Source organism: Streptomyces sp. NPDC104761 (assembly GCF_055583445.1).
The window spans coordinates 485,326-509,674 of record NZ_JBVJNZ010000002.1; the positions used below are offsets into that span (position 1 = coordinate 485,326).

At 71.9% G+C, this 24,349-nt stretch carries 22 protein-coding genes; 10 read left to right on the plus strand and 12 right to left on the minus strand.

Going from position 1 to position 24,349, the window contains the following annotated elements:
• Positions 1-72: 72 nt before the first annotated feature.
• Positions 73-609 (plus strand): NUDIX hydrolase, encoded by a 537-nt coding sequence (locus tag ACZ63F_RS08690; RefSeq protein WP_469709773.1) that lies wholly within the window; start codon positions 73-75, stop codon positions 607-609.
• Here ACZ63F_RS08690 and ACZ63F_RS08695 read toward each other — a convergent pair.
• Entirely contained in the window at positions 543-1,307 is a 765-nt protein-coding gene (locus tag ACZ63F_RS08695) for a metallophosphoesterase family protein (RefSeq protein WP_469709774.1), read from the minus strand. The genes ACZ63F_RS08690 and ACZ63F_RS08695 overlap by 67 nt on opposite strands.
• A complete protein-coding gene (locus ACZ63F_RS08700; protein WP_469709775.1) occupies positions 1,304-4,201 on the minus strand; it encodes an FAD-binding and (Fe-S)-binding domain-containing protein in 2,898 nt (965 codons plus the stop codon). Before ACZ63F_RS08700 ends, ACZ63F_RS08695 begins: the two co-directional genes overlap by 4 nt.
• A 156-nt stretch (positions 4,202-4,357) precedes the next feature.
• On the opposite strand from ACZ63F_RS08700, the gene serC reads away from it, so the two are divergent.
• Positions 4,358-5,476, plus strand: coding sequence for a phosphoserine transaminase (gene serC / locus ACZ63F_RS08705; RefSeq protein ID WP_469709776.1), 1,119 nt, complete (start codon positions 4,358-4,360; stop codon positions 5,474-5,476).
• A gap of 194 nt (positions 5,477-5,670) precedes the next feature.
• A complete protein-coding gene (locus tag ACZ63F_RS08710; protein WP_469709777.1) occupies positions 5,671-6,147 on the plus strand; it encodes a hypothetical protein in 477 nt (158 codons plus the stop codon).
• Here ACZ63F_RS08710 and gcvH read toward each other — a convergent pair.
• The 3 genes from gcvH to ACZ63F_RS08725 form a co-directional block, all read right to left on the minus strand.
• Positions 6,081-6,434, minus strand: a complete 354-nt coding sequence (gene gcvH, locus ACZ63F_RS08715) for a glycine cleavage system protein GcvH (RefSeq protein ID WP_469709778.1) — start codon at positions 6,432-6,434, stop codon at positions 6,081-6,083. The genes ACZ63F_RS08710 and gcvH overlap by 67 nt on opposite strands.
• Positions 6,435-6,650: 216 nt before the next feature.
• Positions 6,651-7,190: a hypothetical protein gene (locus ACZ63F_RS08720; protein WP_469709779.1), complete on the minus strand. Its 540-nt coding sequence runs from the start codon at positions 7,188-7,190 to the stop codon at positions 6,651-6,653.
• Between the two features lie 149 nt (positions 7,191-7,339).
• Positions 7,340-8,338 (minus strand): TolB-like translocation protein, encoded by a 999-nt coding sequence (locus ACZ63F_RS08725; RefSeq protein ID WP_469709780.1) that lies wholly within the window; start codon positions 8,336-8,338, stop codon positions 7,340-7,342.
• Between the two features lie 94 nt (positions 8,339-8,432).
• Between ACZ63F_RS08725 and ACZ63F_RS08730 the strand changes: the two genes are divergently transcribed.
• The 3 genes from ACZ63F_RS08730 (at position 8,433) to ACZ63F_RS08740 (ending at position 10,851) form a co-directional block, all read left to right on the plus strand.
• A complete protein-coding gene (locus ACZ63F_RS08730; RefSeq protein ID WP_469709781.1) occupies positions 8,433-9,116 on the plus strand; it encodes a GDSL-type esterase/lipase family protein in 684 nt (227 codons plus the stop codon).
• A gap of 88 nt (positions 9,117-9,204) precedes the next feature.
• On the plus strand, positions 9,205-9,792 hold the full coding sequence (locus tag ACZ63F_RS08735) for a Uma2 family endonuclease (RefSeq protein WP_469709782.1): 588 nt from the start codon (positions 9,205-9,207) through the stop codon (positions 9,790-9,792).
• A 66-nt stretch (positions 9,793-9,858) separates the two neighbouring features.
• Positions 9,859-10,851 (plus strand): aldo/keto reductase, encoded by a 993-nt coding sequence (locus ACZ63F_RS08740; RefSeq protein ID WP_351957027.1) that lies wholly within the window; start codon positions 9,859-9,861, stop codon positions 10,849-10,851.
• A gap of 188 nt (positions 10,852-11,039) precedes the next feature.
• On the opposite strand, the gene thpR is transcribed toward ACZ63F_RS08740, so the two are convergent.
• On the minus strand, positions 11,040-11,612 hold the full coding sequence (thpR, locus tag ACZ63F_RS08745; protein WP_469709783.1) for an RNA 2',3'-cyclic phosphodiesterase: 573 nt from the start codon (positions 11,610-11,612) through the stop codon (positions 11,040-11,042).
• A 26-nt stretch (positions 11,613-11,638) separates the two neighbouring features.
• Between thpR and ACZ63F_RS08750 the strand changes: the two genes are divergently transcribed.
• Positions 11,639-12,157 (plus strand): GNAT family N-acetyltransferase, encoded by a 519-nt coding sequence (locus tag ACZ63F_RS08750; protein WP_469709784.1) that lies wholly within the window; start codon positions 11,639-11,641, stop codon positions 12,155-12,157.
• Between the two features lie 35 nt (positions 12,158-12,192).
• Here the strand turns inward: ACZ63F_RS08750 and ACZ63F_RS08755 are convergent, their stop codons facing one another.
• The gene (locus ACZ63F_RS08755; protein ID WP_469709785.1) at positions 12,193-13,542 is read right to left on the minus strand and encodes an MFS transporter; all 1,350 of its coding nucleotides are present in this window, start codon (positions 13,540-13,542) and stop codon (positions 12,193-12,195) included.
• Between the two features lie 29 nt (positions 13,543-13,571).
• Positions 13,572-14,009 (minus strand): MarR family winged helix-turn-helix transcriptional regulator, encoded by a 438-nt coding sequence (locus ACZ63F_RS08760; RefSeq protein WP_351957023.1) that lies wholly within the window; start codon positions 14,007-14,009, stop codon positions 13,572-13,574.
• A 154-nt stretch (positions 14,010-14,163) separates the two neighbouring features.
• Here ACZ63F_RS08760 and ACZ63F_RS08765 point away from each other — a divergent pair, with 154 nt between their 5' ends.
• A complete protein-coding gene (locus tag ACZ63F_RS08765) occupies positions 14,164-14,358 on the plus strand; it encodes a ribbon-helix-helix protein, CopG family (protein WP_093501526.1) in 195 nt (64 codons plus the stop codon).
• Here the strand turns inward: ACZ63F_RS08765 and ACZ63F_RS08770 are convergent.
• Positions 14,351-15,802 (minus strand): NCS2 family permease, encoded by a 1,452-nt coding sequence (locus ACZ63F_RS08770; protein ID WP_469709786.1) that lies wholly within the window; start codon positions 15,800-15,802, stop codon positions 14,351-14,353. The genes ACZ63F_RS08765 and ACZ63F_RS08770 overlap by 8 nt on opposite strands.
• Before the next feature lie 112 nt (positions 15,803-15,914).
• On the opposite strand from ACZ63F_RS08770, the gene ACZ63F_RS08775 reads away from it, so the two are divergent.
• Positions 15,915-16,169: a DUF2530 domain-containing protein gene (locus tag ACZ63F_RS08775; protein WP_293989033.1), complete on the plus strand. Its 255-nt coding sequence runs from the start codon at positions 15,915-15,917 to the stop codon at positions 16,167-16,169.
• Between the two features lie 328 nt (positions 16,170-16,497).
• On the plus strand, positions 16,498-18,900 hold the full coding sequence (locus ACZ63F_RS08780; RefSeq protein ID WP_469709787.1) for an HAD-IC family P-type ATPase: 2,403 nt from the start codon (positions 16,498-16,500) through the stop codon (positions 18,898-18,900).
• 117 nt (positions 18,901-19,017) lie between these two features.
• Here ACZ63F_RS08780 and ACZ63F_RS08785 read toward each other — a convergent pair whose 3' ends face one another.
• From ACZ63F_RS08785 to ACZ63F_RS08795, 3 genes are all read right to left on the minus strand, one after another.
• A complete protein-coding gene (locus ACZ63F_RS08785) occupies positions 19,018-19,800 on the minus strand; it encodes a hypothetical protein (protein WP_469709788.1) in 783 nt (260 codons plus the stop codon).
• Between the two features lie 174 nt (positions 19,801-19,974).
• On the minus strand, positions 19,975-20,901 hold the full coding sequence (locus ACZ63F_RS08790) for a hypothetical protein (protein ID WP_469709789.1): 927 nt from the start codon (positions 20,899-20,901) through the stop codon (positions 19,975-19,977).
• 109 nt (positions 20,902-21,010) lie between these two features.
• A complete protein-coding gene (locus ACZ63F_RS08795) occupies positions 21,011-24,127 on the minus strand; it encodes a sacsin N-terminal ATP-binding-like domain-containing protein (RefSeq protein ID WP_469709790.1) in 3,117 nt (1,038 codons plus the stop codon).
• Positions 24,128-24,349: the final 222 nt, after the last annotated feature.

Consider the following 24,349-nt stretch of genomic DNA (forward strand, 5'->3'; position numbering starts at 1 on the left):
GGCCCGGGACGCCTCCGGGCGCGCGCCCCGCGGTACGGCAGGCGCCGCGCCGGTGCCTGCCATCCTGGAGTCATGGGCGAACTGGTCGACCAGGTGGACGAGTTGGACCGAGTGGTGGGCGTGGTGGAGCGGGGCGAGGCCGTCCGGCGCCGGCTCCTGCACCGGATAGCGACGACCGTGTGCCGGGACGCCGACGGGCGGTTTCTCGTGCACCGCAGAGCCGAGACCATGCCCCGCTTCCCCGGACAATTCGACTGGATGCTGGGCGGGGGCGCGGGCAGCGGCGAGTCGTACGAGGAGGCCGCCGCACGGGAGCTGGCCGAGGAGCTGGGGGTCCGGGCCCGGCCGCGCTTCGTGCTCAAGTTCCTGTGCCGGGGCGCGATCTCCCCCTACTGGCTGGGCCTGCACGAGGTCGTCGTCACGGGACCGCTCCGGCCGGATCCCGAGGAGGTCGCCTGGTACGCGTGGGCGACGGAGTCCGAACTCTCCGGCCTTGCCGCCCGCGACTCCTTCGTCCCCGACGCCCGCGAGGCCCTGGCCCGCTATCGCGCTCTCGCCCCGAACACCCCGAGCGCCTCCCCGTCCGACGCCCGGGCCCGCAGGAAGTAGTCGGCCCATTCCCCGATGCCCGGGTAGGCGCACTCCGCCACGAGACGGGCGACGGCCGCCGGGACGTCGTACCGCGTGACGCGCAGGTCGGCTCCGGGGCCGAGGAGGCACCAGTGGGCGCCCGGCCGGCCGTACGGCATGCCGACGCTGCCGGGGTTGACGACCAGGCGGCCGTGGGCGAGACGCAGGTAGGGCATGTGGGTGTGGCCGCAGACCACGGTGCCGACGTCGGGCGGGACGGCGGCGAGGACCTCCGCCCAGCGCTCCAGCGGGGAGTCGACCAGGACGATCTCCTCGTCGTCGCGTGGTGTCGCGTGGCAGAAGAGGACGCGGCCGAGGCCCCGGACCGCAAGGGTGGCCGTCCCGGGGAGGGCGGCCAGGAAGTCGACCTGGTCGTCCCGGAGCGCGTCCGCCGCGAACGGGCCTATCGGGTCCGGGATCCCGGCGCGCTCCCCCCTGCGGTACTCCACCAGTTCCCGGTCGGCGTTCCCCGACAGCCACAGCACCCGGTCGCCCAGGCCGCGCAGCGCGTCGATCGTCTCGGCCGGCTGCGGGCCCGCCGTGACGTCGCCGGTGAGGACGATGCGGTCGGCCGCCGCCACCTCCGGCTCCGCCAGCACCGCCTCCAGCGCCGGGAGCACCCCGTGGACGTCGGAGAGCACCGCCACCCGGCCCAGCCCGGCCTCGCCGCCCGTCACTCGCCCTCTCCGTCCAGCGCCTGGGCCAGCATCTCCGCCAGATGCCTCCCCCGCACCCCCGCCAGCTGTTCCAGCTGCGTCCGGCACGAGAAGCCGTCGGCCAGGACCACCGTGCCGGGCTCCGCCTCCCGTACCGCCGGCAGGAGCTGTTCCTCCGCGCACGTCCTCGACACCTCGAAGTGCCCCTTCTCGAACCCGAAGTTGCCGGCCAGGCCGCAGCAGCCGCCGACGAGGTCGCCGGTGAGGGCGGCGGCCTCGCGGAGACGGCGGTCGGGGGCGTCACCGAGGACCGCGTGCTGGTGGCAGTGGGTCTGGCCGGTGACCGGGCGGTCCAGGCGGGGCGGGGTCCAGTCGGGGGCCAGGCGTTCCAGCGCCTCCGCGAAGGTGAGCACCCGCGCGGCGAGCCGGGCACTCCGGGGGTCGTCCGGGAGCAGCTCCGGCAGGTCGGCACGGAGGGCCGCGGCACAGCTGGGCTCCAGGACGACGAACGGCGGCGGGTACCCGGCCCCGTCGGCCGGGTCCGGGGCCGGGTCCGGGGCCGGGTCCGGGGCCGCCGGCGGCAGGAGCGGCTCCAGGAGGTCCAGCGTCCGGCGCAGCACCGCGCGGGCCTGGTCCAGTTGGCCCGTCGACAGGTACGTCAGTCCGCAGCAGGCGCGCTCCCTGCGGGTCCCTTGGGGGAACGCCCCGCCGCCGCGCGTCCCCCGCCGGTCCGGCAGTGGCAGGACCGTCACGCCCGCCGCCTCCAGGACCCGTACGGCGGCACGGCCCACGGACGGCGACAGGTGCTCGGTGAACGTGTCCGGCCACAGGTACGCCGTCCGCTCCCGTGGGCGCCCGCGCTCCCGGCGCCGCTCCCAGCGGCTGAACGGCTGCGCCGCCAGGCGGGGGATCCGCCGCTCCGGCGCGATCCCGCCCAGCCGTTTGGCGAGCGCCGCCAGCGGCGGTACCGAGGCGAGCGCGTTGACCAGCCGCGCCGTGCGGGTCCGGGCCGCCCAGCCCAGCCACTGCGGCAGCCGGCCCATGCTGTAGTGGGCGGCCGGCCGGCGTCTGCCCGCGTAGTGGTGGTGCAGGAACTCCGCCTTGTACGTCGCCATGTCCACCCCGACCGGGCAGTCCGACCGGCAGCCCTTGCAGGACAGGCAGAGGTCGAGGGCGTCGCGGACCTCCGTCGAGCGCCAGCCGTCCGTCACCAGTTCGCCCGCCAGCATCTCGTGCAGCAGCCGGGCGCGGCCGCGCGTGGAGTGCGCCTCCTCGCCCGTGGCCCGGAAGGACGGGCACATGACGGAAGCGCCGGACGGCCCGGTCGTGCGGCACTTCGCCACGCCCACGCAGCGGCGGACCGCCGCGGCGAAGTCCCCGCCGTCGGACGGGTAGCCGAAGGCCACGGGCACCGGCTCGCGCGGGAGGACGGCGAAGCGGAGGTTCGTGTCCAGGGGCGCGGGCCGGACCAGCATGCCGGGGTTCAGGAGGTCGTCCGGGTCCCAGACGCCCTTGGCCCGCTCGAACAGGGTCACCAGCTCCGCGCCGTACATCTTCGGGAGCAGTTCCGCCCGTGCCTGGCCGTCCCCGTGTTCCCCGGACAGGGAGCCGCCGTGTGCCACCACCACGTCCGCCAGCTCCTCCGAGAACCGCCGGAAGCGGGCCACGCCCGCCTCGCTCAGCAGGTCGAAGTCGATGCGGACGTGGATGCAGCCGTCGCCGAAGTGGCCGTACGGCGTGCCGCGCAGGTGGTGGGCCGTCAGCAGGGCACGGAAGTCGCGCAGGTACGCGCCCAGGCGGGCCGGCGGCACCGCGCAGTCCTCCCAGCCCGGCCAGGCCTCTGTGCCGTCCGGCATCCGGGTCGCCGTACCGGAGGCGTCCTCGCGGACGCGCCACAGCGCGCGCTGCCCGGCCGCGTCGGTGACGACCAGGGCGTCCAGGACGTCCGCGGCCCGGACGATCGCCTCCGCACGCGCGCGTGCCTCCGCCGCCGTCCCGCCGCCCGTCTCGACGAAGAGCCAGGCGCCGCCCCGGGGCAGTCCGGCCGGGGACGGCACCAGGTCGGCCGCCATGCCCTCGACGGTGAGCGGTCCGTACGGCAGCAGCCCGGCCGCCGCCTCCGCCGCCGCGCTCTCGTCGCCGTAGCCGAGCACCGCCAGCGCACGCGCCCGTGGCGCGTCCACGAGCCGTACGGTCGCCTCCGTGAGGATCCCCAGCGTGCCCTCGCTGCCGCAGAAGGAGCGGGCGACGTCCGCGCCCCGCTCGGGGAGGAGCGCGTCCAGGGCGTAGCCGGAGATGCGGCGGGGGAGGTCGGGGAAGCCCGTGCGCAGCCGCGCCAAGTCCCCCTCGACCAGCTGCCGCAGGCCCTCCGGCGCCCCGGCCCAGTCCCGCCCCGGGCGCAGCCGCCGCCCCCGCGCGGTGAGCACGTCCAGCTCCCGGACGTTGTCCGCGGTCGTCCCCCAGGCCACGCTGTGCGCGCCGCAGGAGTTGTTGCCGATCATCCCGCCGAGCGTGCAGCGGCCGTGCGTGGAGGGGTCCGGGCCGAAGCGCAGGCCGTGCGGGGCGGCGGCCTCCTGGAGGCGGTCGAGGACCAGACCCGGCTGGACGACGGCCGTACGGGTGGCTGGGTCGAGGCCGACCAGGCGGTTCATGTGGCGGGTGAAGTCCAGGACCACGCCCGTGCCCGTCGCCTGGCCCGCGATCGACGTGCCGCCGCCGCGGGCCACCACCGGCACGCCACGGGCCCGGCACACCTCCAGTACGGCCGCGACGTCGTCCGCGTCCCGGGGGGCCACCACCCCGGCCGGAACCCGCCGGTAGTTGGACGCGTCCATGGTGGCCAGCGCCCGGGACGTGACATCGAAGCCGACCTCGCCCCGGACCGCACCGCGCAGTTCCGCCGCCAGTTCTGTCATGCGTCCAGGATGCATCCGCTCACGCTCGGTCACCGGCACTTGTCCACAGCCACGCGAATATCGTCGTACTAGCCCACGAGTTCGGGGTTCGGCCCTCCCGTCTCACCCGACGGACGAGGTTTCGCCCAGGTTTCCCCCACCGGCTAACCTCACCCCGTGGCTGACATCCAGATCCCCGCTGACATCAAGCCCGCCGACGGTCGATTCGGCGCCGGCCCCTCCAAGGTGCGGACGGAAGCGCTGGACGCGCTGGCCGCCACCGGTACCTCCCTCATGGGCACCTCCCACCGCCAGGCCCCGGTCAAGAACCTGGTCGGCCGGGTCCGCGAGGGCATCAGCTCCCTCTTCTCGCTCCCGGACGGCTACGAGGTCGTCCTCGGCAACGGCGGCTCCACCGCCTTCTGGGACGTCGCCACCCACGGCCTGATCGACGCGAAGTCGCAGCACCTCAACTTCGGCGAGTTCTCCTCCAAGTTCGCCAAGGCCGCCAAGCTCGCCCCCTGGCTGGCCGACCCCACCGTGATCGCCTCCGACCCGGGCACCCACCCGCAGCCGCAGGCCGAGCCCGGCGTCGACGTCTACGCCTTCACGCACAACGAGACCTCGACCGGCGTCGCCATGCCGATCAGGCGCGTCGAGGGCGCCGACGAGACCGCGCTCGTCCTCGTGGACGCGACCAGCGGTGCCGGCGGCCTCCCGGTCGACATCGCCGAGACCGACGTCTACTACTTCGCCCCGCAGAAGTCCTTCGCCTCCGACGGCGGCCTGTGGATCGGCGTCTTCTCGCCGGCCGCGATCGAGCGCGCCGAGCGCGTCCACGCGTCCGGCCGCCACGTCCCGGAGTTCTTCAGCCTCCCCACGGCGATCGACAACTCCCGCAAGAACCAGACGTACAACACCCCGGCCCTCGCCACCCTGTTCCTGCTCGACCAGCAGCTGCAGTGGCTGAACGGCCAGGGCGGCCTCGCCTGGTCGACGGCCCGCACGAAGGACTCCTCGACCCGCCTGTACACCTGGGCGGAGGAGGCCAAGTACGCCACCCCGTTCGTCGCCGACCCGGCCCAGCGCTCCCAGGTCATCGGCACGATCGACTTCGCCGAGGAGATCGACGCGGCCGCCGTCGCCAAGGCACTGCGCGCCAACGGCATCGTCGACACCGAGCCCTACCGCAAGCTCGGCCGCAACCAGCTCCGCGTCGCGATGTTCCCGGCGATCGACCCGGCGGACGTCGAGGCGCTGACGAAGTGCATCGACTTCGTCATCGAGAAGCTCTGACCCGCACCTCGGGCCGCATCCCGGGGATCTCTGCCTTCCCGACGCCAACTCCCGTAACAAGCTGCTGGTTTACGCGGAAGGCATGATCAGGGCAAAGCCTTCCGCGGACCGTTGAGTCCCCTTCGTCGCACACCGGACACTGTGTGCCCCATGCGCCCCTGCCGGGCCGTGCGACGAAGGGGATCCACGCGTACATGAACAGACCGATACCGGGCACCGTCGAGGTCGCGGTGCGCCACATCCTCAGCGACAAGGTCACGGGCTTCCTCGTCAGGACCCGCCGCATCACCTGGAAGGACGGCGTCTTCCGGGTGCGTCGCCCGCAGTCCGGCAAGCAGACCGTGGAGCTCACCTGCCCCGTCTGCGACGCGTCCCTGCTGGCCGAGGTCCGCACCGAGGCCCGCGCCCGAAGGACCAGGGTCGTCTTCGGCGTCCTGGCCGCCCTCTGCGTGGTCGCCTTCTTCGCGGCCCTGGCCTACGCCGTCCACGAGGGCGGCAGGACCCTGCCCGAAGGGCAGTCGCTGCCGGCCCTGTTCCCGGTCAGCGTCGTCTCGGTCTTCGTCACGTTCGCCGTCACTCCGGCGCTCGCCATCCGCAGCCGCGTCTACAACGGCGTCAGCCTGCTGGACGCCCCGCCCTTGGCCTTGATCCTGAAGAGCCACGTGTCGTAGGGATCGGAGTTGACGTCCTCGGGGGTCTCGACGGCCTCCTCGTTGACCGCGACGATCTCGCCGTCCAACGGGCTGAAGATGTCGGACGCGGCCTTGACCGACTCGACCACGCCGATGGCGTCACCCGCCCGGACCTCGTTGCCGACCTTGGGCAGTTCGAAGAAGACGATGTCACCCAGCGTGTTCTGGGCGTGGTCGGTGATGCCGACGGTCACGCTGCCGTCGGCCTCGGTGCGGATCCACTCGTGTTCGTCGGTGTAGCGCAGCTCGGCAGGCACTAGGGACATGTCGGGGCTCCTTCGGCGGTCGCGGTGCGATCGGGAACAGCCTGACGTCACCTCTCCGCACATCCGTGCATTTCGGGCACCGTGGTCGACCATGCAGGTGACAGCGCGTCACCTCCCGTGCGGTACGGCAGGCCCGCCGCCCGCCTCGGGCCTGCCGTAGAGGTCGCGCTCGGCACGGTGCCGCCCGGCGGCACCCCGGCCAGCCCGCGTCGGGTGTCAGGTGCTGGGGTTGCCGACCGTGGCGGTGACGGCGCCGATCGCGCCGGTGCTGGCGAGGGTGACCGAGACCGTGACGGGCCGGATCGGGTTGGGCGGGACGACCGGGTTCGGCGGCACCAGAGGGGAGATCAGCAGGAAGCGGGGACTGATCTTGAGCGTCGTGGTCGCCGCCGCCGAGAAGGGCAGGCCGGCCCGGTCCGCGCCGACGAGGTCGTACGTCCCGCCGCTCGGGTCGCCGGTGCCGGAGGTGTCGTCCAGGCTGCTGATGATCTGCGCGGTGCCGCCGCCGGCGGCGTTCGGGACGGTGATGACGGAGACGTCGAGGGTGCCCGTGACGGCGATGTTCTCGGCCGGGCCCTTGAAGGTGCCCCTGATCGGCAGGCGCACCGAGCGGACCTGCGGGACGGCGACGGCGGCGGCCCGCGCCGGCGGGGCGCTCCCGGCCGCGGCGGGGCCCGCGGTGACGGGGACGGTCAGGGCCAGGGCGGCCGTGAGCAGGCCGACGTGTGCGGTCAGGCGCGGGGCGTTACGGCGCATGGGTGCTCCCGTTCCGTGCGGCGGGACCCGGTGCCGCCTGGTGCCGCTCCGTCCCGCGGGACGGTTCCCAGCCTGCCCGGCCCGGTGCGGGGGCGCCCGGCCGGTGGGCCGGACGAGTGACATCCGGCGGCCGTGCGGGGTACGCCCGGTCAGTGCCGGCGGGCGGACGGGCGCCGCAGCCGCCGCAGCCCGAAGAGGGCGAGCACGGCGACCCCGACGGCGACGGCACCGACCTTGGCCCCGGCGCTCGGCGAGCTCCCGCCGTCGCCCCCGGCGGCCGAGCCGCCGGCCGACGGCGACGACGCCCTGCCCGACCCGCCCGGCACGTCCTCGGCCTGCACCGGGCTGTCGGCGCCCTCGCTGCCGTACAGCAGCTTGGTGCCGTCGGCGGAGTAGGTGACCGACTCGCCCTGCTTCTGGAGCGGCACGTCGAGCCGGCCCTCGCGCTTGATCTTCCCGCCGTTCCAGTCGTAGTAGATGCCACCGAAGTAGCCGCGTACGGCGAGCTGCTTCCCGTCCGGCGAGAAGGCGGCGTCGGTGGCCCAGAGGTCGACGGAGGCGACGGGCCTGAAGATGTTCGTGCCCGTCGGGGAGAGGGTCGCCGGGCCCTCGTACAGGTGCCCGCCGTCCTCCTTCTTGTCGATGATGTACACCCGCCCGGTCTTGGGCTGCACCACCAGCGACTCGGCGTTCCGGGCGCCGTTGGAGTACTTGACGACGTACTGCGTGGCCCGGACGGTCTGGTCGACCAGCTTCTTCGGCTCGGGCAGCCGGTAGATCCAGACGTACGGCCAGCTGCCGTCGAGGTTGTCGCCGATGTCGCCGACGTAGATCCGGTTGTCGGGGCCGATGGAGATGGCCTCTACGTCCCTGGGCGTGCCGACGCCGCTGAGCGTGATCCTGGCGACGGTCTTCCCGGTCGCGCTGTCGACGGCGTAGATGTACGGGCCGTCGCCGCTGTCGTTGTGCGTCCAGTAGATGCCGGGGTGCAGGTGGGAGGCGGCGAGACCGCTGGACTCGGCGATCCGCGGGTCCGTGATCGTGAATCCCTTGTCACCGGTGCCGTCACCGGCGGCAAAGGCGGGTGCGGCGGCGAGGGCGCCCGTGAGCAGGACACCGGCGAGGAGGGCGAGCGATCGTGGACGCATGGCCCCAAGCCTGCCATCCCGCGCTGTGTCCGAACGCGGCGGACGTGGCGGTCCTCACACCCCGCCGCTCCCCCTGATCGTCCATCATGAGCGGATGCTCAGGTTCATGCCCGTCGGGGACTCGATGACGATCGGCAGCGCGGGCGAGCACACATGGCGGTACCGCATGTGGCGGCACCTGTGCGCGACGTACGGCGACCCGTTCACGCTGGTCGGCCCCCGCGAGACGCTGTACGACAAGACGGCCGAGGCGCCGACTTCGTACGCCTACGCCGACCCCGGCTTCCCCCGCGCCCACCTGGCCGGCTGGGGCGAGGGCTGGCTGCACATGGCGCCGCTGATCAAGGAGGCGGTGCGCGCCTGCCGCGCCGACGTCCTCCTCGTCTCCCTCGGCCTGATCGACCTGGGCTTCTACACGAACGCCGAGCAGACGGCGGCGAACGCGCGGACCTTCGTCGCAGCGGCACGGGAGGCCAACGCGGGCATCCACATGGTGCTGCTCCCCGTGATCCCCAATATCCGCGCGATGACGGACGAGCCGTTCGCGGAACAGGTGGCCCTCTTCAACGAACTCCTGGCGAAGACGGCGGCCGACCTCGACGAGCCACGCTCCCCGGTCCTCATGGCCGCGCCGCCGGAGCCGTACGACATCGACACGGACACCTACGACGGCACGCACCCGAACGCGAACGGCGAGCACCGGATCGCGGCGGCGTTCGCGGAGGCGATGTGGCAGGGCTGGGACCTGGGCGGGGAGTACGCGGCCGGCAGCAGTTGACCGAATTCGGCCGCTACCCGGTCACCCTGCGTATCGTTGAACCGCGCGGCTGCACTCGTGCGGAGAGCAGCCGGGGAGGAGCGCCAGGATGACCGTCCTCGAAGACAGGATCGCGATGGCCAAGAGCGACGACGAGATCACGCTCGACGAGCTGTTCGAGCAGATCGAGAAGATGCCCGCCCCCGAGGGATACAAGGTCGAGATCGTCGAGGGGACCGTCTTCATGTCGCCGCAGCGGGACACCCACTGGGAGATCATCGCGGCCATCTACGAGCAGTTGCGGACCAAGTATCCCCGGAAGCGGGTCAAGTCCGACGTCCGTATCGACTACCCGGGACACCTCAACGGGTTCGCGTCGGACGTGACGGTGATGGCCGAGGACGCCGCCAAGACGGAGAGCGGGCTCTGGCGGCATCAGGACGTCGAGTTCGTCGCCGAAGTCATCTCCAAGGGCACCGCGGCCAACGACTACGGCCTCAAGAAGACCGCGTACGCCGTGGCCGAGGTCCCCGTCTACCTGATCGCCGACCCCTACCAGCGCCGCTGCCACGTCTTCACCAACCCCAAGGGCGAGGACTACGCGACCGAGACGAGGGTGGACTTCGGCACCGACATCGACCTGACCGGCACGGTGGTGGGCCTCGTCCTCAGGACCGACGAGTTCCCGACCGACTAGTTCCCCCCGGCCGACCGCCCCGAAGCCCTTGCCTAGAGCGCACTCCACGCCGTTGGCTGGGTGACCATGAAGTACACGCAGCTCGGACGTACCGGACTCAAGGTCAGCCGACTCGTCCTCGGCACCATGAACTTCGGCCCTCAGACCGACGAGGCCGACAGCCACGCGATCATGGACGCGGCCCTCGACGCCGGCATCAACTTCTTCGACACCGCCAACGTGTACGGGTGGGGTGAGAACAAGGGGCGGACCGAGGAGATCATCGGCAACTGGTTCGCCAAGAGCCCCGTCCACCGCGACAAGGTCGTGCTCGCCACCAAGGTTTACGGCAACATGGCCGCCGACGGGGACGCCTGGCCCAACCACGACAAGCTCTCCGCGCTGAACATCCGGCGCGCGGTCGACGCCAGCCTCAAGCGGCTGCAGACCGACTACATCGACGTCTACCAGTTCCACCACGTCGACCGGCGGACACCCTTCGAGGAGATCTGGCAGGCGATCGACACCCTCGTCACACAGGGGAAGATCCTCTACGTCGGCTCCTCCAACTTCCCCGGCTACAAGATCGCCCAGGCCAACGAGATCGCCGCCCGGCGCGGCGGGACCATCGGCCTGGTCAGCGAGCAGTGCCTGTACAACCTCGCCGAGCGCCGCGCCGAGATGGAGGTCATCCCGGCCGCGCAGGAGTACGGCCTCGGGGTCATCCCCTGGTCGCCGCTGCACGGCGGGCTGCTCGGCGGTGTGATCAAGAAGGAGGTCGAGGGCGGGCGCCGGGCCAGTGGCCGCGCCGCGGACTCCCTCGCCAACACCACCATCCGCGCCCAGATCCAGGCCTACGAGGACCTGCTGGACAAGCACGGCGTGGAGCCCGGCGAGGCCGCCCTGGCCTGGCTGCTCACCCGCCCCGGCGTCACCGGCCCGATCGTCGGCCCCCGGACCGCGGAGCAGCTGGAGTCGGCGCTGCGGGCCGTGGAGCTTGAACTGAGCGCGGACCTGCTGGAGGGCCTGGACGAGATCTTCCCGGGCCCGGGCCCCTCTCCGGAGGCCTTCGCCTGGTAAGCGCCCCGCCGGCCTGCTGGGGAACTGCGCGACCAGCCACAGACGGCCCGCGGCCGGCAACGGCGGCCGCAGTTCCCCAGCAGGCCGGCCCTCACCTCATGGCCGACGCCACTGCCACCACCACGAACAACAACACGAGCGCACCGGCCATGATCCGGTTCCTGGTCTTCGGGTCCACGGCACCGAGCCTAACCGGCCGCCCCCAGCTCCCAGCGGCCGACCACCTCGTACCGCGGCTGCTCCCCCGGCACCCCCGACGTCGGCAGACTGCTCCGCACCAGCGCCAGCTCCCCGACCGTCCAGGTCCGGCTCGCGAACTCGGCGAGCAGCGCCACGTACGGCCGTACCTGCACCGCGTCCCGGCTGCGGGCCACCGTCAGGTGGGCCTTGTAGCGGCGGTGCTCCCCCATCGGCAGGCCTGCCTTCCGGGCCGCCGCCTCCACGCGGTCGGCCAGCAGGCGCAGGGTGTCCAGGTCGCCCTCGGCCCCCGCCCACAGCGCCCTGCCGTGCCCGAACTGCCCGCCGCCCGCGACGGCCAGCGCGAAGGGCGGGGTGCGGTGGGCGGCGCGGGCGAGGCGGTCCGAGAGGTCCGGTACGACGTCGTCGTCGACCTCGCCGTAGAACGCGAGGGTGTAGTGCCAGCCGGGCCGGCCGGTCCAGCGCAGCGCCCCCGCACCGGGCAGCTTCTTCAACTCGGCCACACGTTGGGCGAGTTCGGCGGCCACGTCCTCCGGGGGAAGCACGGCGGCGAAGAGTCTCATGCGGACCACCCTGCCATCATGGGGCGATGCGGATCACCATCAGAGAAGCGGGACCCGACGACATACCCGTGATTCTCGGCATGCTCGACAGCTGCGTGGAGTGGCTGGTGGGGCAGGGGCGGACCGAGCAGTGGGGGACGACGCCGCTGTCGGCGAACGAGAAGACCGCCGAGTCGGTCGCCCGGTACATGGCCGAGGGGGTCACGTACCTCGCCGAGGCGGACGGGGTACCGGCCGCCACGCTCACCCTGACCGACGCGCCCGGCGCCTACCTGGCCCATCTGCCGTCTCCAGGTGAGCCCGAGCGGTTCATCCACTGGCTCGCCTCCGACCGCCGCTTCAAGGGCCACGGCATCGGCAGCGCCCTGCTGGCGCACGCGGCCGAGGAGACCCGGCGGGCGGGCGTCGCGCTGCTGCGGGTGGACTGCTACGCGGGCGCCGACGGGAAGCTCGTCCGCTACTACGAGAGCAACGGCTTCACCCGTACCGACACCTACACGGCGCTGCGCGACTGGCCGGGACAGGTGCTGGCCCGGAGGCTGTAGTCGCCTCCGGGCCGGCAGTCGCGGCTTCAGGTGTCTCAGGCCGCCGGTGCGAGCTCTTCCTGCTGCTCTCTCGGGACGAAACGGACCCGTGGGTGGCCGCCGTGCCAGCCGACCGAGAGGCGGAGGTTGCCGACCCGGGCCAGGACGAGGCCGATGCCGGTCGCCGCCGCGGCGGCGATCGCACCGCCGACGGCGAGGCCCGCCCGGACGCCGTAGGTGTCCGTGATCCAGCCGGCGATGGGCGCGCCGATGGGGGAGCCGCCCATGAACACCATCATGTAGAGGGCCATCACCCGGCCCCGCATGGCCGGGTCGGTGCCCATCTGGACGGTGGTGTTGGCGGTGACGTTGACCGTCATGCCGAACATGCCGATCGGGACCATGAGCAGGGAGAACAGCCAGAGGGAGGGGGCGGCCGCGGCCACCAGCTCCAGCCCGCCGAAGGCGACCGCCGCCGCCAGCATCACCCGCATCTTCGCCGTGCCGCGTCTGGCCGCGAGCAGGGCGCCGGCCAGGGAACCGGCCGCCATCAGGGTGTTGAAGAGGCTGTAGGAGCCGGCGCCGGCGTGGAAGACGTCGTCCGCGAAGGCGGAGAGGTAGACCGGGAAGTTGAAGCCGAAGGTGCCGATGAACCCGATGAGGATGATGGTCCAGGTCAGGTCCGGGCGTCCGGCGACGTAGCGCAGGCCCTCTCTGAGCTGGCCCTTCCCCTTCGGGGTGCGGCGCACGACATACAGGTCACGCCCGCGCATGAGCAGCAGGCCGACGAGCGGGGCGACGAAGGACAGGCCGTTGAAGAGGAACGCCCAGCCGGTGCCCACGCCGGTGATCATGAGGCCGGCGACGGCCGGGCCGACGAGGCGGGCGGACTGGAAGTTCGCGGAGTTCAGGCTGACCGCGTTCTGCAGCTGGTCCGGGCCGACCATCTCGGAGACGAAGGACTGGCGGGCCGGGTTGTCGACGACCGTGGCGAGGCCGACGGCGAAGGCGGCGAGGTAGACGTGCCAGACCTGGACGTGGCCGGAGAGGGTCAGCAGGGCCAGCGCGATGCCGGTCAGGGCCATCGAGGTCTGCGTGACGAGGAGGGCGCGCCGCTTGTTGAGGCGGTCGACCAGGACCCCGCCGTAGAGGCCGAAGAGGAGCATCGGCAGGAACTGCAGGGCGGTGGTGACGCCGACGGCGGTCGCAGAGCCGGTGAGGCTGAGGACCAGCCAGTCCTGCGCGATCCGCTGCATCCAGGTGCCTATGTTCGAGACGACCTGGCCGGCGAAGAAGAGCCGGTAGTTCCTGACCCTCAGCGAGCTGAACATCGAGGACTTGCGGGCTGCGGGGGTAGTAGGGGCGGTCGGTGCGGGGGCGGAAGGTGTTCCGGGTCCCGTACTCAAACGGATTCGCCTCCTCCTTCTCTCGGCTGTTACAGGTGTGCGAGCTTCTCCAGGACGGGGGCGGCGGCGCGGAGCTTCGCCCACTCGTCCTCGTCGAGACCGTCGACCAGGCCGGCCAGGAACGCGTTGCGCTTGCGACGGCTCTCTTCGAGCATCGTCTCGGCCTGTTCGGTCTTGGTGACGACCTTCTGGCGCCGGTCCTCGGGGTGCGGCTCCAGCCGGACCAGTCCCTTGGCCTCCAGCAGCGCCACGATGCGGGTCATCGAGGGCGGCTGCACGTGTTCCTTGCGGGCCAGCTCACCGGGGGTGGCCTGGCCGCAGTTGGAAAGGGTGCCCAGCACCGACATCTCGGTGGGGCTCAGTGACTCGTCGACCCTCTGGTGCTTGAGCCGTCGCGAGAGTCGCATCACGGCGGAGCGGAGGGAGTTCACGGCGGCCGCGTCGTCGCCATGGGTAAGGTCCGGCATGTTCTTTAGAGTAACTCATTACTCTTCCTAAAGACCACTCGGACACGCCGATATGCCCGTGACCTCGGCCACTGAACCCCTCCGATCACCCTTCCGGGTGAGTCATCACCGGAAAGTGACGCATCGGGCGCCCGGATGTGGCGCCCTCGTACCCATGGGGACCAGTGTGCTCAGCCTGCGGATAGACGGGGAGCTGCTCGACCGGCTCCGGTGCCACGCCGCGAAAAGGGGAATGAGCGTCCAGGACTACGTGGTCCGGACGCTCATTCGGGACGACTTCGACGAACGGTTCTCGGCCGCCGTCGAGGAGACGGAGAGGTTCTACGGCGACCAGGTCAAGGTCACGTGAGACCCAGCGCCGGCATCAGGTAGTAGAAGGCGAACACCGCCGAGACCACGTACATCGCGACCGGGATCTCGCGGGCCCGGCCGGCGGCCAGGCGCAGCACCACGAAGGTGATGAAGCCCATGCCGATGCCGTTCGTGATCGAGTAGGTGAACGGCATCATCACCATGGTCACGAAGGCCGGGATCGCGAGCGTGTAGTCGGCCCAGTCGATCTCCTTGACCGACCCGGCCAGGATCAGGAAGCCGACCGCGAACAGCGCCGGGGTGGCCGCCTGGGACGGGACCATCGTGGCGACGGGGGTGAGGAACAGCGCCACGGCGAACAGGCCGCCGGTGACGACGTTGGCGAAGCCGGTGCGGGCGCCCTCGCCGACGCCCGCCGTCGACTCGACGAAGCAGGTGGTGGCCGAGGAGGAGCTGGCACCGCCGACCGCGACCGCGACACCGTCGATGAAGAGGACCTTGTTGATGCCCGGCATGTAGCCCTGGGCGTCGGTCAGCTTGGCCTCGTCGCTGACGCCCATGATCGTGCCCATGGCGTCGAAGAAGCAGGACAGCAGGACCGTGAAGACGAAGAGGATGCCGGTCAGCACGCCGACCTTGCCGAACCCGCCGAAGAGGCTGACCTTTCCGAGCAGGCCGAAGTCCGGGGTCGCCACGGGGTTGCCGGGCCAGGTCGGGACGGTCAGGCCCCAGGTGGTCACGTGCGCCACGGCGTTGATGACCAGCGCCAGCACGGTCATCGCGACGATCGAGATCAGGATCGCGCCGGAGACCTTGCGGACGATCAGCGCGAGGGTGAGCAGCACGCCGAGCACGAAGACGAGCACCGGCCAGCCGTTGAGGTGACCGTCGGTGCCGAGCTGGAGCGGGACGGTGGTCTGGGCGACGTCCGGGATGCGGGTGACGAAGCCGGAGTCCACCAGGCCGATCAGCATGATGAACAGGCCGATACCGATCGAGATCGCCTTGCGCAGGCTGTAGGGGACGGCGTTCATCACGCGCTCGCGCAGACCGCTGGCGACCAGCAGCATCACGACGATGCCGGCCAGCACCACCATGCCCATGGCGTCCGGCCAGGACATCCGCGGGGCCAGCTGGAGCGCGACGACGGAGTTGACGCCGAGGCCGGCGGCGAGCGCGATCGGGACGTTGCCGATGACGCCCATGAGCAGCGTCGTGAAGGCCGCGGTGATGACCGTGGCGGTGACCAGCTGACCGTGGTCGAGGTGGTGGCCGTACATGTCCTTCGCACTGCCGAGGATGATCGGGTTCAGCACGATGATGTACGCCATGGCGAAGAACGTGGCGAAGCCGCCGCGCACCTCGCGGGCCAGGGTGCTGCCCCGCTCGGAGATCTTGAAGTAACGATCCAGCGCGCCGTACGCGGGGGTCGCACCCGGCTGTTCGGGGGCGGGGGCCTGAGTGGAAGCCGGGGTCGACATTGGAGGTTCCTACGATCGAAAGTGGTCAAACATAAACGGTTTCAGTATGAACATATGATGCCCAGATCGCTATCTCCGCGCGTAGACCTGGCGAGTGCGTAAGCTGAGCGCCATGGCGAAGTGGACCCCCCAGCACGAGGCACCCGAGCCCCTTGAGGGCCCTGTCGTCCCGACGATCATCGGCGGCACGATCATCTGGTTCGTCCTCTTCCTGGCCCAGCTCCCCTTCTACGGCTGGTACTCCGACCACGGCCACACCTGGTGGATCTGGACCTGCCTGGCCGGCGGCGGCCTCGGCCTGATCGGCGTGTACTACGTGAAGCGACGGGACGCGGCGATCAAGGCACATCGGGCGACGGCCGAGTAGGGACCTCGCCCTCGGACGCCGGACGGGCAGCGCCCCGTGAGGGGCGCTACCGGGTCCCCCCCGGCCGAAGGCTGGGGGAGGAACTGCGCGACCAGCCACGACGGCGCGGCAGTCGGCAGATCGCGGCACTTCCGGCGGAGCGCCCAGGCGTCCTGCTCGAAGCCGGGCAGGACGGGGAGTGCCCCGGCTTTTCAGAGGACCGAGTCGGGCGGGCGGGTGGGCAAAGGCCTCGGCGTCTACAACCTGCGCACGAGTTCGGTCCTCCCCTGGTCGGATCTTCCGGGCACTCGGCAGGTGAACGCGCAAATCCGCACGTACCGTCGAATGCATGCAGCACATCGACGCGGGCGCCGAGCTCGACCCCGTGCATCCCGTACCGCTGCCGGTGCCGCCGGGCCGGGCGGCCGGCCTGACCACCGCCGAGGTCGCGGAACGGGTCGCGCGCGGCCAGGTCAACGACGTACCGGTCCGCAGCAGCCGCTCGTTCGGCGAGATCGTGCGCGCGAACGTCTTCACCCGGTTCAACGCGATCATCGGTGTGCTGTGGCTGATCATGCTGGTCGTCGCGCCGATCCAGGACAGCCTGTTCGGCTTCGTGATCCTCGCCAACACGGGCATCGGCGTCGTGCAGGAGTGGCGGGCGAAGCAGACCCTGGACTCGCTCGCGGTGATCGGCGAGTCGCGGCCGACCGTGCGCCGGGACGGAGCCGCCGTCGAAGTGAGCACGAGCGAGATCGTGCTCGGCGATCTGATCGAGATCGGCCCCGGCGACAAGATCGTCGTGGACGGGGTCTGCGCCGAGGCCGACGGCCTGGAGATCGACGAGTCGCTGCTCACCGGTGAGGCCGACCCGGTCGTCAAACGCCCCGGCGACCAGGTGATGTCGGGCTCCTTCGTAGTGGCCGGCGGCGGCGCGTTCGCGGCGACGAAGGTCGGCCGGGAGGCGTACGCCGCCCAGCTCGCCGAGGAGGCGTCCAGGTTCACGCTCGTCCACTCCGAGCTGCGCACCGGTATCTCGACCATCCTCAAGTACGTGACCTGGATGATGGTCCCGGCCGCGATCGGCCTGGTCGCCACCCAGCTCGTGGTCAAGAACAACGGGCTCAAGGACGCCGTCGCCCGTACCGTCGGCGGCATCGTCCCCATGGTCCCCGAGGGCCTGGTGCTGCTCACCTCCGTCGCCTTCGCGATCGGCGTGATCCGGCTGGGCCGCCAGCAGTGCCTGGTCCAGGAACTCCCCGCGATCGAGGGCCTCGCCCGCATCGACACCGTCTGCCTCGACAAGACCGGCACCCTCACCGAGGGCGGCATGGACGTCACCGAGCTGCGGGCGCTGGACGGCGTCGACGAGACGTACGTACGCAAGGTCCTGGGCTCGCTCGGCGAGTCCGACCCGCGTCCCAACGCCTCCCTCCAGGCGATCATCGACGCCTACCCCGACAGCGAGGACTGGCGGTGCGTGGAGTCGCTGCCCTTCTCCTCCGCCCGCAAGTACAGCGGGGCGACGTTCAGCGAGGGCGACGGGGAGACCAGTACCTGGCTGCTGGGAGCGCCGGATGTGCTGCTGGGCGCCGACGATCCGGCGCTGGCCGAGACCGTGCGCCTCAACGAGCAGGGACTGCGGGTGCTGCTGCTCGCCCGCGCCGGCCGGGACCTCGACGACCCGAAGGTGTCGCAGGGGGCCCGCGCCACCGCGCTGGTGGTCCTGGAGCAGCGGCTCCGCCCGGACGCCGCCGACACCCTCCGCTACTTCGCCGACCAGGACGTCCGCGCCAAGGTCATCTCCGGTGACAACGCGGTGTCGGTGGGTGCGGTGGCGGCCAAGCTCGGCCTCAGCGGTACGACGGTGGACGCGCGCCGGCTGCCGGCCGAGCGGGACGGCATGGCCGAGGCGCTCGACGCGGGCACCGTGTTCGGGCGGGTCACCCCGCAGCAGAAGCGGGACATGGTGGGGGCGTTGCAGTCGCGCGGGCACACGGTCGCGATGACCGGCGACGGCGTGAACGACGTACTCGCCCTCAAGGACGCCGACATCGGGGTCTCGATGGGCTCGGGCTCCGAGGCGACCCGGGCGGTCGCCCAGATCGTGCTGCTGAACAACAGCTTCGCCACGCTGCCCTCGGTGGTGGCCGAGGGGCGGCGGGTGATCGGCAACATCACCCGGGTCGCCACGCTGTTCCTGGTCAAGACGGTGTACTCGGTGCTGCTCGCGGTGCTGGTGGTCTGCTGGCAGGTCGAGTACCCGTTCCTGCCGAGGCACCTGACCCTGCTCTCCACCCTGACCATCGGCATCCCGGCCTTCTTCCTCGCCCTGGCACCGAACAAGGAGCGGGCCCAGCCGCACTTCGTGCGCCGGGTGATGCGCTACTCGATCCCGGGTGGCGTGGTGGCCGGCGTCGCGACCTTCGTGACGTACCTGGTCGCCCGGCACTACTACACGGGGGCGGGGTCCCTGGACGCCGAGACCAGTGCCGCGACCCTGACGCTGTTCCTGATCTCGCTGTGGGTGCTGGCGATCATCGCCCGCCCGTACACGTGGTGGCGGATCGCCCTGGTGGCCGCGATGGGCGTGGCCTTCGTGTTCGTGCTCGCCGTGCCCGCGCTGCAGAGCTTCTTCGCGTTGAAGCTGGTGGGGGTGGCGATGCCGTGGACTGCCGTCGGCGTGGCCGTGGTGGGGTCGGCGGTGCTGGAGCTTCTCTGGAAGTGGGTGGAGCGGAAGTACCCGGTGTGATGCGGTGGCGGGAACTGCGCGGGCCCGGTGGGGGCTGGTCGCGCAGTTCCTCCCCCAGCCTTCGGCCGGGGGGACCCCCAGCGCCCCTTACGGGGCCCTGTCCCTTACGGGGATGCTCTACTGCACGTCGACGTAGTCGCCCGTGGCGTTGACGGCCGGGGTGGTCGAGGTGCCCGCGAAGGAGTAGCGGTAGTAGCCGTCGACCGACGCGGTGGTCGTGGTCTTCAGGGCGCCCGTGGAGGAGGACTTGACGGTCTTCAGCGTGGTGTAGGTGCTGGAGCCCTTCTTGCGGAACTGCAGCTTCACCGACTGGCTGCCGTAGCCGGCGTACTTGCCGGTCTCCCAGTTGGCGCGGGTCAGGGAGCCGGTGACCGTGATGGTCCTGCCCTTCTTGACCGGCTCGGGGGTGGCGTTGACCGTCAGCTTGGACTGGCGCTGGACCAGAACCTTGCCCATGGCGTCCTGGAAGGTCGGGCTGCCGTCCTTGTCGAAGGCGATGCCGCCCTTCTGCCACGTGCCGGCGATGCTGTTGACCAGGTCGGCGCGGCTCACGTTGAGGGTGGCCTTGCAGCTCTGGACGGTGGACGAGGTGTCCGTGCAGGTCGGGTCGGTGTCGGGGGCGACGCCGTACTCCGAGGTCTTGATCGAGGTGCCGTGGTAGATGACCGGGACGGCGTAGAAGTCGCTGGTCTTCAGGCTCGCGGCGTGGGTCACCTTGTAGGTGACCGGGACCTTCACGGTGCCCGTGGCGGGCACGACGATCGCCTTGCCGGCGTTGACCGTCATGTTGGAGAAGGTGATGTCCAGCGTGGTGCTGCCGGCGGCGTGCGCGGCCGGGGCGACGAACGCGGAGAGGGCCAGGGCGCCGGAGACGGCGGCCACGGTGGCACGAATGCGCATGGATTCCCCAGTGGGAACAGTGGGCGCGAGGCCCAAGTGATCTAGGGAGTCTGTTGACTCGGGTGATCAGATCCACGAGGGGTGAGCAAGGTTGTACGAGTGAGACGTAATCCGGCCAGGTTGTTTTTCTTTTGACGGCCGGATTACGTGCCCTTGGGGTTACTCGCGGTGCCGCTACTTCACGTCGACGTAGTCGCCCGTCGCGTTGACCGCCGGGGTGCTGGCGGTACCGGCGAAGGAGAAGCGGTAGTAGCCGTCCTTCGCCGCCTTGGTCGTCGTCTTCAGGGTGCCGGTCGAGGACGTCCTGACGGTCTTCAGCGTGGTGTAGGTGCTGGAGCCCTTCTTGCGGAACTGCAGCCGCACGGACTGGCCGGCGTAGCCGTGGTACTTGCCGTCGTCCCAGTTGGCCCGGGACAGCTTGCCGGTGACCGTGACGGTCTTGCCCTTCCTCACCGGCTCCGGGGCGGCGTTCACGGTCAGCTTCGACAGGCGCTGGAGCCTGGTGGTGGCCAGGTTGTCCTGCTCTGCGTAGCCGATCTTGCTCCAGTCGTCGCCGGTCGGGTCCTGGCCGTTGAGGGCGATCGCGAAACCGAGCGCCTTCCAGGTGGTGGCGTCGGCGTTGGAGAGCTCCTCGTCCGCGTAGACGTCGATGGTGCCCTTGCAGTCGGCGGTGGTGGCCGAGGTGTCCGTGCAGGTCGGCCAGTCGACGCCGAAGAGCTCGTTGGTGGGGTCGAGGGGATTGCCGCGGTAGATCTCGACGTCCATCAGGAAGTCGTCGGCGTGGATGTCGACGTCCGCGCCGTGCGTCACCGTGTAGGTGACGGGGAACGTCCCGTGGGTGGTGGTGCCCGCGACGAGCGGCTTGCCCTTGTTGACCTTCACGGCGGAGAAGGTCAGGTTCAGCGGGTAGGGGTCCCCGGCGTCGTCCGCCGTCGAGGCGGTGTACGCCGACCGGCCGACGGTGCCCTGGTGCTCCTGGACGAGCTTCGCCAGGCCGGAGGGGCTGTACGAGGAACCGCCGCCGGCCTGTGCGGCCGGCACGGCGAGGGCGGAGAGGGCCAGGGCGCCGGAGACGGCGGCCACGGTGACGCGTATACGCATGAGTTCCCCACGTTGAGTTGATCAGCGAGTCTTGCTGACTCGCTGATCAGACTCCGGAGGCCGGGGAACAGTTGTACAGACTTTGAGAGTTGTGCTCGGCCCGTGAAGATCAGTCGAACCAGCGGTCCCGCGCCAGTTCCTCCGTCCGGGACGGGTCCTCCAGGAGGGCCGCCACCTCGAAGCGGCGGGGCCACTGGCCCGCCGCCCAGGCCAGACCGGCCGCCACGCCCTCCAGGGTCGCGGCGTGCAGGACGCCGTCGCCGGTGAGGCGCCAGTCGATCTCGACGCCGTCGACGACCAGTTCCTCGTGCTCGACGTACGTCCGCGGGGTGCGCGGGCCGAGCAGGACGTGCACCGGATCGGGGACGTCGTGCTCGGTGCCCTCCGAGTCGACCGACCCCGTCACCGACTCGCTCAGCCGCCGCACCTGGAACAGCTCGGCCAGCTCGGCGGCCCGGGACGGGCGGACGGGCAGCAGCGGGACACCGGCCGTGAACGGCAGCAGGTCGGGTGAGTCCACGACCACCGCGTCCGCCGCGTCCACGACCTCCACCCGGCCGTCGATCACCGCCCGCAGCTCGTCGGGGAGCGTCACCTGCTCCGGGTCCAGGTCGGCCAGCGCGCCGTACAGCGCGTGGAGTTGGGCGCCGGAGACGGAGCGGTCCGGGTCGGCGAGCCGGTCGAGGAGTTCGGCGGCGCCGCCCGGCTCGTCCAGGAGGGCGGCCACCGAGGTCCGTACGCCCAGCGCCCGCAGCACCTGCTCGTCCTCGAAGCCGGTCGCGTCGGCCTCCTCGTAGAGGCCGCGCAGCAGCGGGTCGCCGCCGGCCGCGAGCAGCCCGGCCGGGCGGCGGCCGTCGAGGACCGGGTGCCCGCGCAGCCACCACGCGGTGTACGGGCGTACGACCTCGTGGGTGCCGTCGGGCAGCAGGATGCGGACCGGCTGGGTGAGGGCGTCGCGCAGCGGCGGCTGGGCGAGCAGGGCGAGGGCCTCGGGCCAGTGGTCCTCGTCGACGAGGTCGAGGTCGCGGACGGCGACGAGCTCGGTGGCGACGGGTGGGACGGGGGTGTCCGGGAAGCGGTCGAGGATGTCCTCGCACCAGACGTCGACGGCGTCGAGCAGGCCCGCGTCGTCGGGTTCCGCGAAGTCGCCCTCGCGGGGCTCCAGTTCGTCCGGGTCGAGGACGACGTCGGTGGCGCGGACGAGCGCGAAGTTCGCGAGCACCCCGCAGGCGGCGAGCGGTCCCTCGCCCCACTTCTCGGCCAGCTCGGCGTCCACCGAGGCCAGTTCGTCCTGCCTGATCACCTGGGCGAACGGGCTGCCGGGGAAGACCAGTTCGCCGGCCGGGGCGGGCTCGCCGTCCTCGTCGGGGAGTGCGAGCGCGCCCAGCCAGGGCTCGTCGCCGGGTTCGAGACCGGCGTCCCGGACCAGCGCGAGCACGGTGTCCGCCAGTTCCTCGGCGTCCAGGGCGTCCTCCTCCCAGAGCGCGCCCCCCTCGTCGTCCAGCGAGGCCGCGACCGCCGCCCGCACCTGCGGGGTGGTGAGGACCGCGCGGGGGCTCGCGGGCAGGGCGCCCAGCTTCTCCAGGAGCGGGTGGGCGGCGTCCTGGTGGGCGACCTTGAGGCCGAGCCGGGCCAGCACCTCGAGGTCGACGGCGGCCGCGTCCGCGGTGGGGAGCAGAACCTGCCGGGGACCGATGGTGGTCCTGCCTCCCGCGAGCGGCACCGGCAGCCCCGAGAGCCGGTCGGGGTCGACGCCGGCGAGGCTGTCGTAGAGCCGCCACCACCAGTCCGGGTCCCTCTCCAGCCCGGCCAGGCGGTCGATGGCGTCGGCGAGCGGCAGCCGGGCGACGGAGAGGGTGCGCAGTTCGACACGGCGTTCGAGACCGGCGGGGAGCAGCGTGGGCAGCACCTCGGCCAGGACCCGGACGGTGTCCGCTCCGGCCCCCTCCACGATCTCGGCGTCGCGCGGCCGCAGCGCCTCCGGGAGGTCGGAGTCGTCGCTCGCCACGGCGGGCGGCAGGAACGCGGTGCGCGGCAGCCGCTCCAGGATCGCCTGGCGCAGCGCGCCGTCCAGTTCGCCCTTGCCGAGCGGGCCGGGCACCAGGTGGATGATCCCCTCCCCCACCGGCCGCCAGTCGGCGAGGAGTTCGGCGTACGCGTCGGCCGCGCGCTGCACCAGGAAGTCGGTGAGCGGGCCGGGGGCGGCGTGCCGGCGGGTGGTGTCGAGGGGGAAGGACGCGATGAGCAGGGCGGGGACCCCGAGGGGCTCGTCGCTGGGGGTGGGTGCGTGCAGGACGGCTGCGGTGCGCGGCCGGTCGGGGGCGCCCTGGCCGTCCGTGGGCACGGCCCAGGTCAGCGACCAGTGCGGCCGCAGCCGCTCCTCGACCGGCCGGTCGGCGAGCAGGTCGGGGGTGAGCGGGCCGTGCGCGGAGACGGTACGCCAGCGGGTGGTGCCCTCCCGCGAGTCCGCCACGACGGTGAGCGCGCCGTCCGTACTGCGGCGCAGGGTGCGGGTGGTGTCGGCGTTCTCGACCACGACCTCCTCGAGGCCGGGGAGGGCGAGGAGCAGGGCGTCGTCCACGGCGTCGAGGAGGCGCTCGGCGAGATCGGCGGCGGCGGTGTCCCGCAGCGGCAGGATCACGACCGTGTCGTACGGGTCGGGGGCGGTGCCCTCGGCGGCGAACGGGAGCCGGAGGAGCGGGACATGACCGTCCCGCCGGCGGATCTCGTCGCCCAGCCCCGGGCTGTTCCTGGCGGTCTCCTCGGCCAGCTCCCGGGCCTCGGCGAGCGACCAGCGGACCCCTCCGTGCCGGCCCACGACCGCGGGTTCGTCGGTCACGGCCAGCACGGCGGCGAACCCGACGCCGAACCGTCCCACCGCCCCCTCGCTGTCCCCCCGCTTCGCGGAGGCGCGCAGGGTGGAGAGGGACTCGACGCCGGCCGCGTCCAGCGGAGCACCGGTGTTGGCGGCGAACAGGACGCCGTCGCGGAGGGTGAGCCGGAACCGTCCGGGCACCCCGGCCCGGGCCGCCGCGTCGGCGGCGTTCTGCGCGAGCTCCACGACGAGCCGGTCCCGGTACCCGCCGAGGACCAGGTCCTCCTCGGCGTTGGCGTCCTCCCGGAACCGGGCGGGGCTGGTGGCCCAGGCGTCGAGGACACCTCGCCGAAGACGAGCGGTCCCGAACGGGTCGGCACCCTCGGCTGCGGGCCGCACGAACTTGCTCACGTTGTCTCTCCTCGTCGACGTGAGCACGAAGGTACCGCCTCACCGGGGAAGCGTCGGCTCGAGGCCGCCGACCGTGACCGGGAGCGACGGGGACGGTTCAGCCGCCGGCTCCGCCGCCGGACGGCAGCCCCGCGGTGATCCTGAAGCCGAGGGTCCGCATCCGGACGCTGTCGGGCGGGACCTCCGGGTTGACGTCGCCCCGGTGCTCGACGCCTCCCCCGG

Excerpts from the sequence above, each read along its gene's own strand:
- ACZ63F_RS08750 (WP_469709784.1), top strand. The coding sequence starts at position 11,639 with ATGCGGATCACCATCAGAGAAGCGGGACCCGACGACATACCCGTGATT.
- ACZ63F_RS08700 (WP_469709775.1), bottom strand. The coding sequence starts at position 4,201 with ATGACAGAACTGGCGGCGGAACTGCGCGGTGCGGTCCGGGGCGAGGTC.
- ACZ63F_RS08740 (WP_351957027.1), top strand. The coding sequence starts at position 9,859 with ATGAAGTACACGCAGCTCGGACGTACCGGACTCAAGGTCAGCCGACTC.
- ACZ63F_RS08775 (WP_293989033.1), top strand. The coding sequence starts at position 15,915 with ATGGCGAAGTGGACCCCCCAGCACGAGGCACCCGAGCCCCTTGAGGGC.
- ACZ63F_RS08790 (WP_469709789.1), bottom strand. The coding sequence starts at position 20,901 with ATGCGTATACGCGTCACCGTGGCCGCCGTCTCCGGCGCCCTGGCCCTC.
- ACZ63F_RS08760 (WP_351957023.1), bottom strand. The coding sequence starts at position 14,009 with ATGCCGGACCTTACCCATGGCGACGACGCGGCCGCCGTGAACTCCCTC.
- ACZ63F_RS08690 (WP_469709773.1), top strand. The coding sequence starts at position 73 with ATGGGCGAACTGGTCGACCAGGTGGACGAGTTGGACCGAGTGGTGGGC.
- ACZ63F_RS08720 (WP_469709779.1), bottom strand. The coding sequence starts at position 7,190 with ATGCGCCGTAACGCCCCGCGCCTGACCGCACACGTCGGCCTGCTCACG.
- ACZ63F_RS08735 (WP_469709782.1), top strand. The coding sequence starts at position 9,205 with ATGACCGTCCTCGAAGACAGGATCGCGATGGCCAAGAGCGACGACGAG.
- ACZ63F_RS08785 (WP_469709788.1), bottom strand. The coding sequence starts at position 19,800 with ATGCGCATTCGTGCCACCGTGGCCGCCGTCTCCGGCGCCCTGGCCCTC.
- ACZ63F_RS08765 (WP_093501526.1), top strand. The coding sequence starts at position 14,164 with ATGGGGACCAGTGTGCTCAGCCTGCGGATAGACGGGGAGCTGCTCGAC.
- ACZ63F_RS08730 (WP_469709781.1), top strand. The coding sequence starts at position 8,433 with ATGCTCAGGTTCATGCCCGTCGGGGACTCGATGACGATCGGCAGCGCG.
- ACZ63F_RS08725 (WP_469709780.1), bottom strand. The coding sequence starts at position 8,338 with ATGCGTCCACGATCGCTCGCCCTCCTCGCCGGTGTCCTGCTCACGGGC.
- gcvH (WP_469709778.1), bottom strand. The coding sequence starts at position 6,434 with ATGTCCCTAGTGCCTGCCGAGCTGCGCTACACCGACGAACACGAGTGG.
- ACZ63F_RS08780 (WP_469709787.1), top strand. The coding sequence starts at position 16,498 with ATGCAGCACATCGACGCGGGCGCCGAGCTCGACCCCGTGCATCCCGTA.
- ACZ63F_RS08770 (WP_469709786.1), bottom strand. The coding sequence starts at position 15,802 with ATGTCGACCCCGGCTTCCACTCAGGCCCCCGCCCCCGAACAGCCGGGT.
- ACZ63F_RS08710 (WP_469709777.1), top strand. The coding sequence starts at position 5,671 with ATGAACAGACCGATACCGGGCACCGTCGAGGTCGCGGTGCGCCACATC.
- thpR (WP_469709783.1), bottom strand. The coding sequence starts at position 11,612 with ATGAGACTCTTCGCCGCCGTGCTTCCCCCGGAGGACGTGGCCGCCGAA.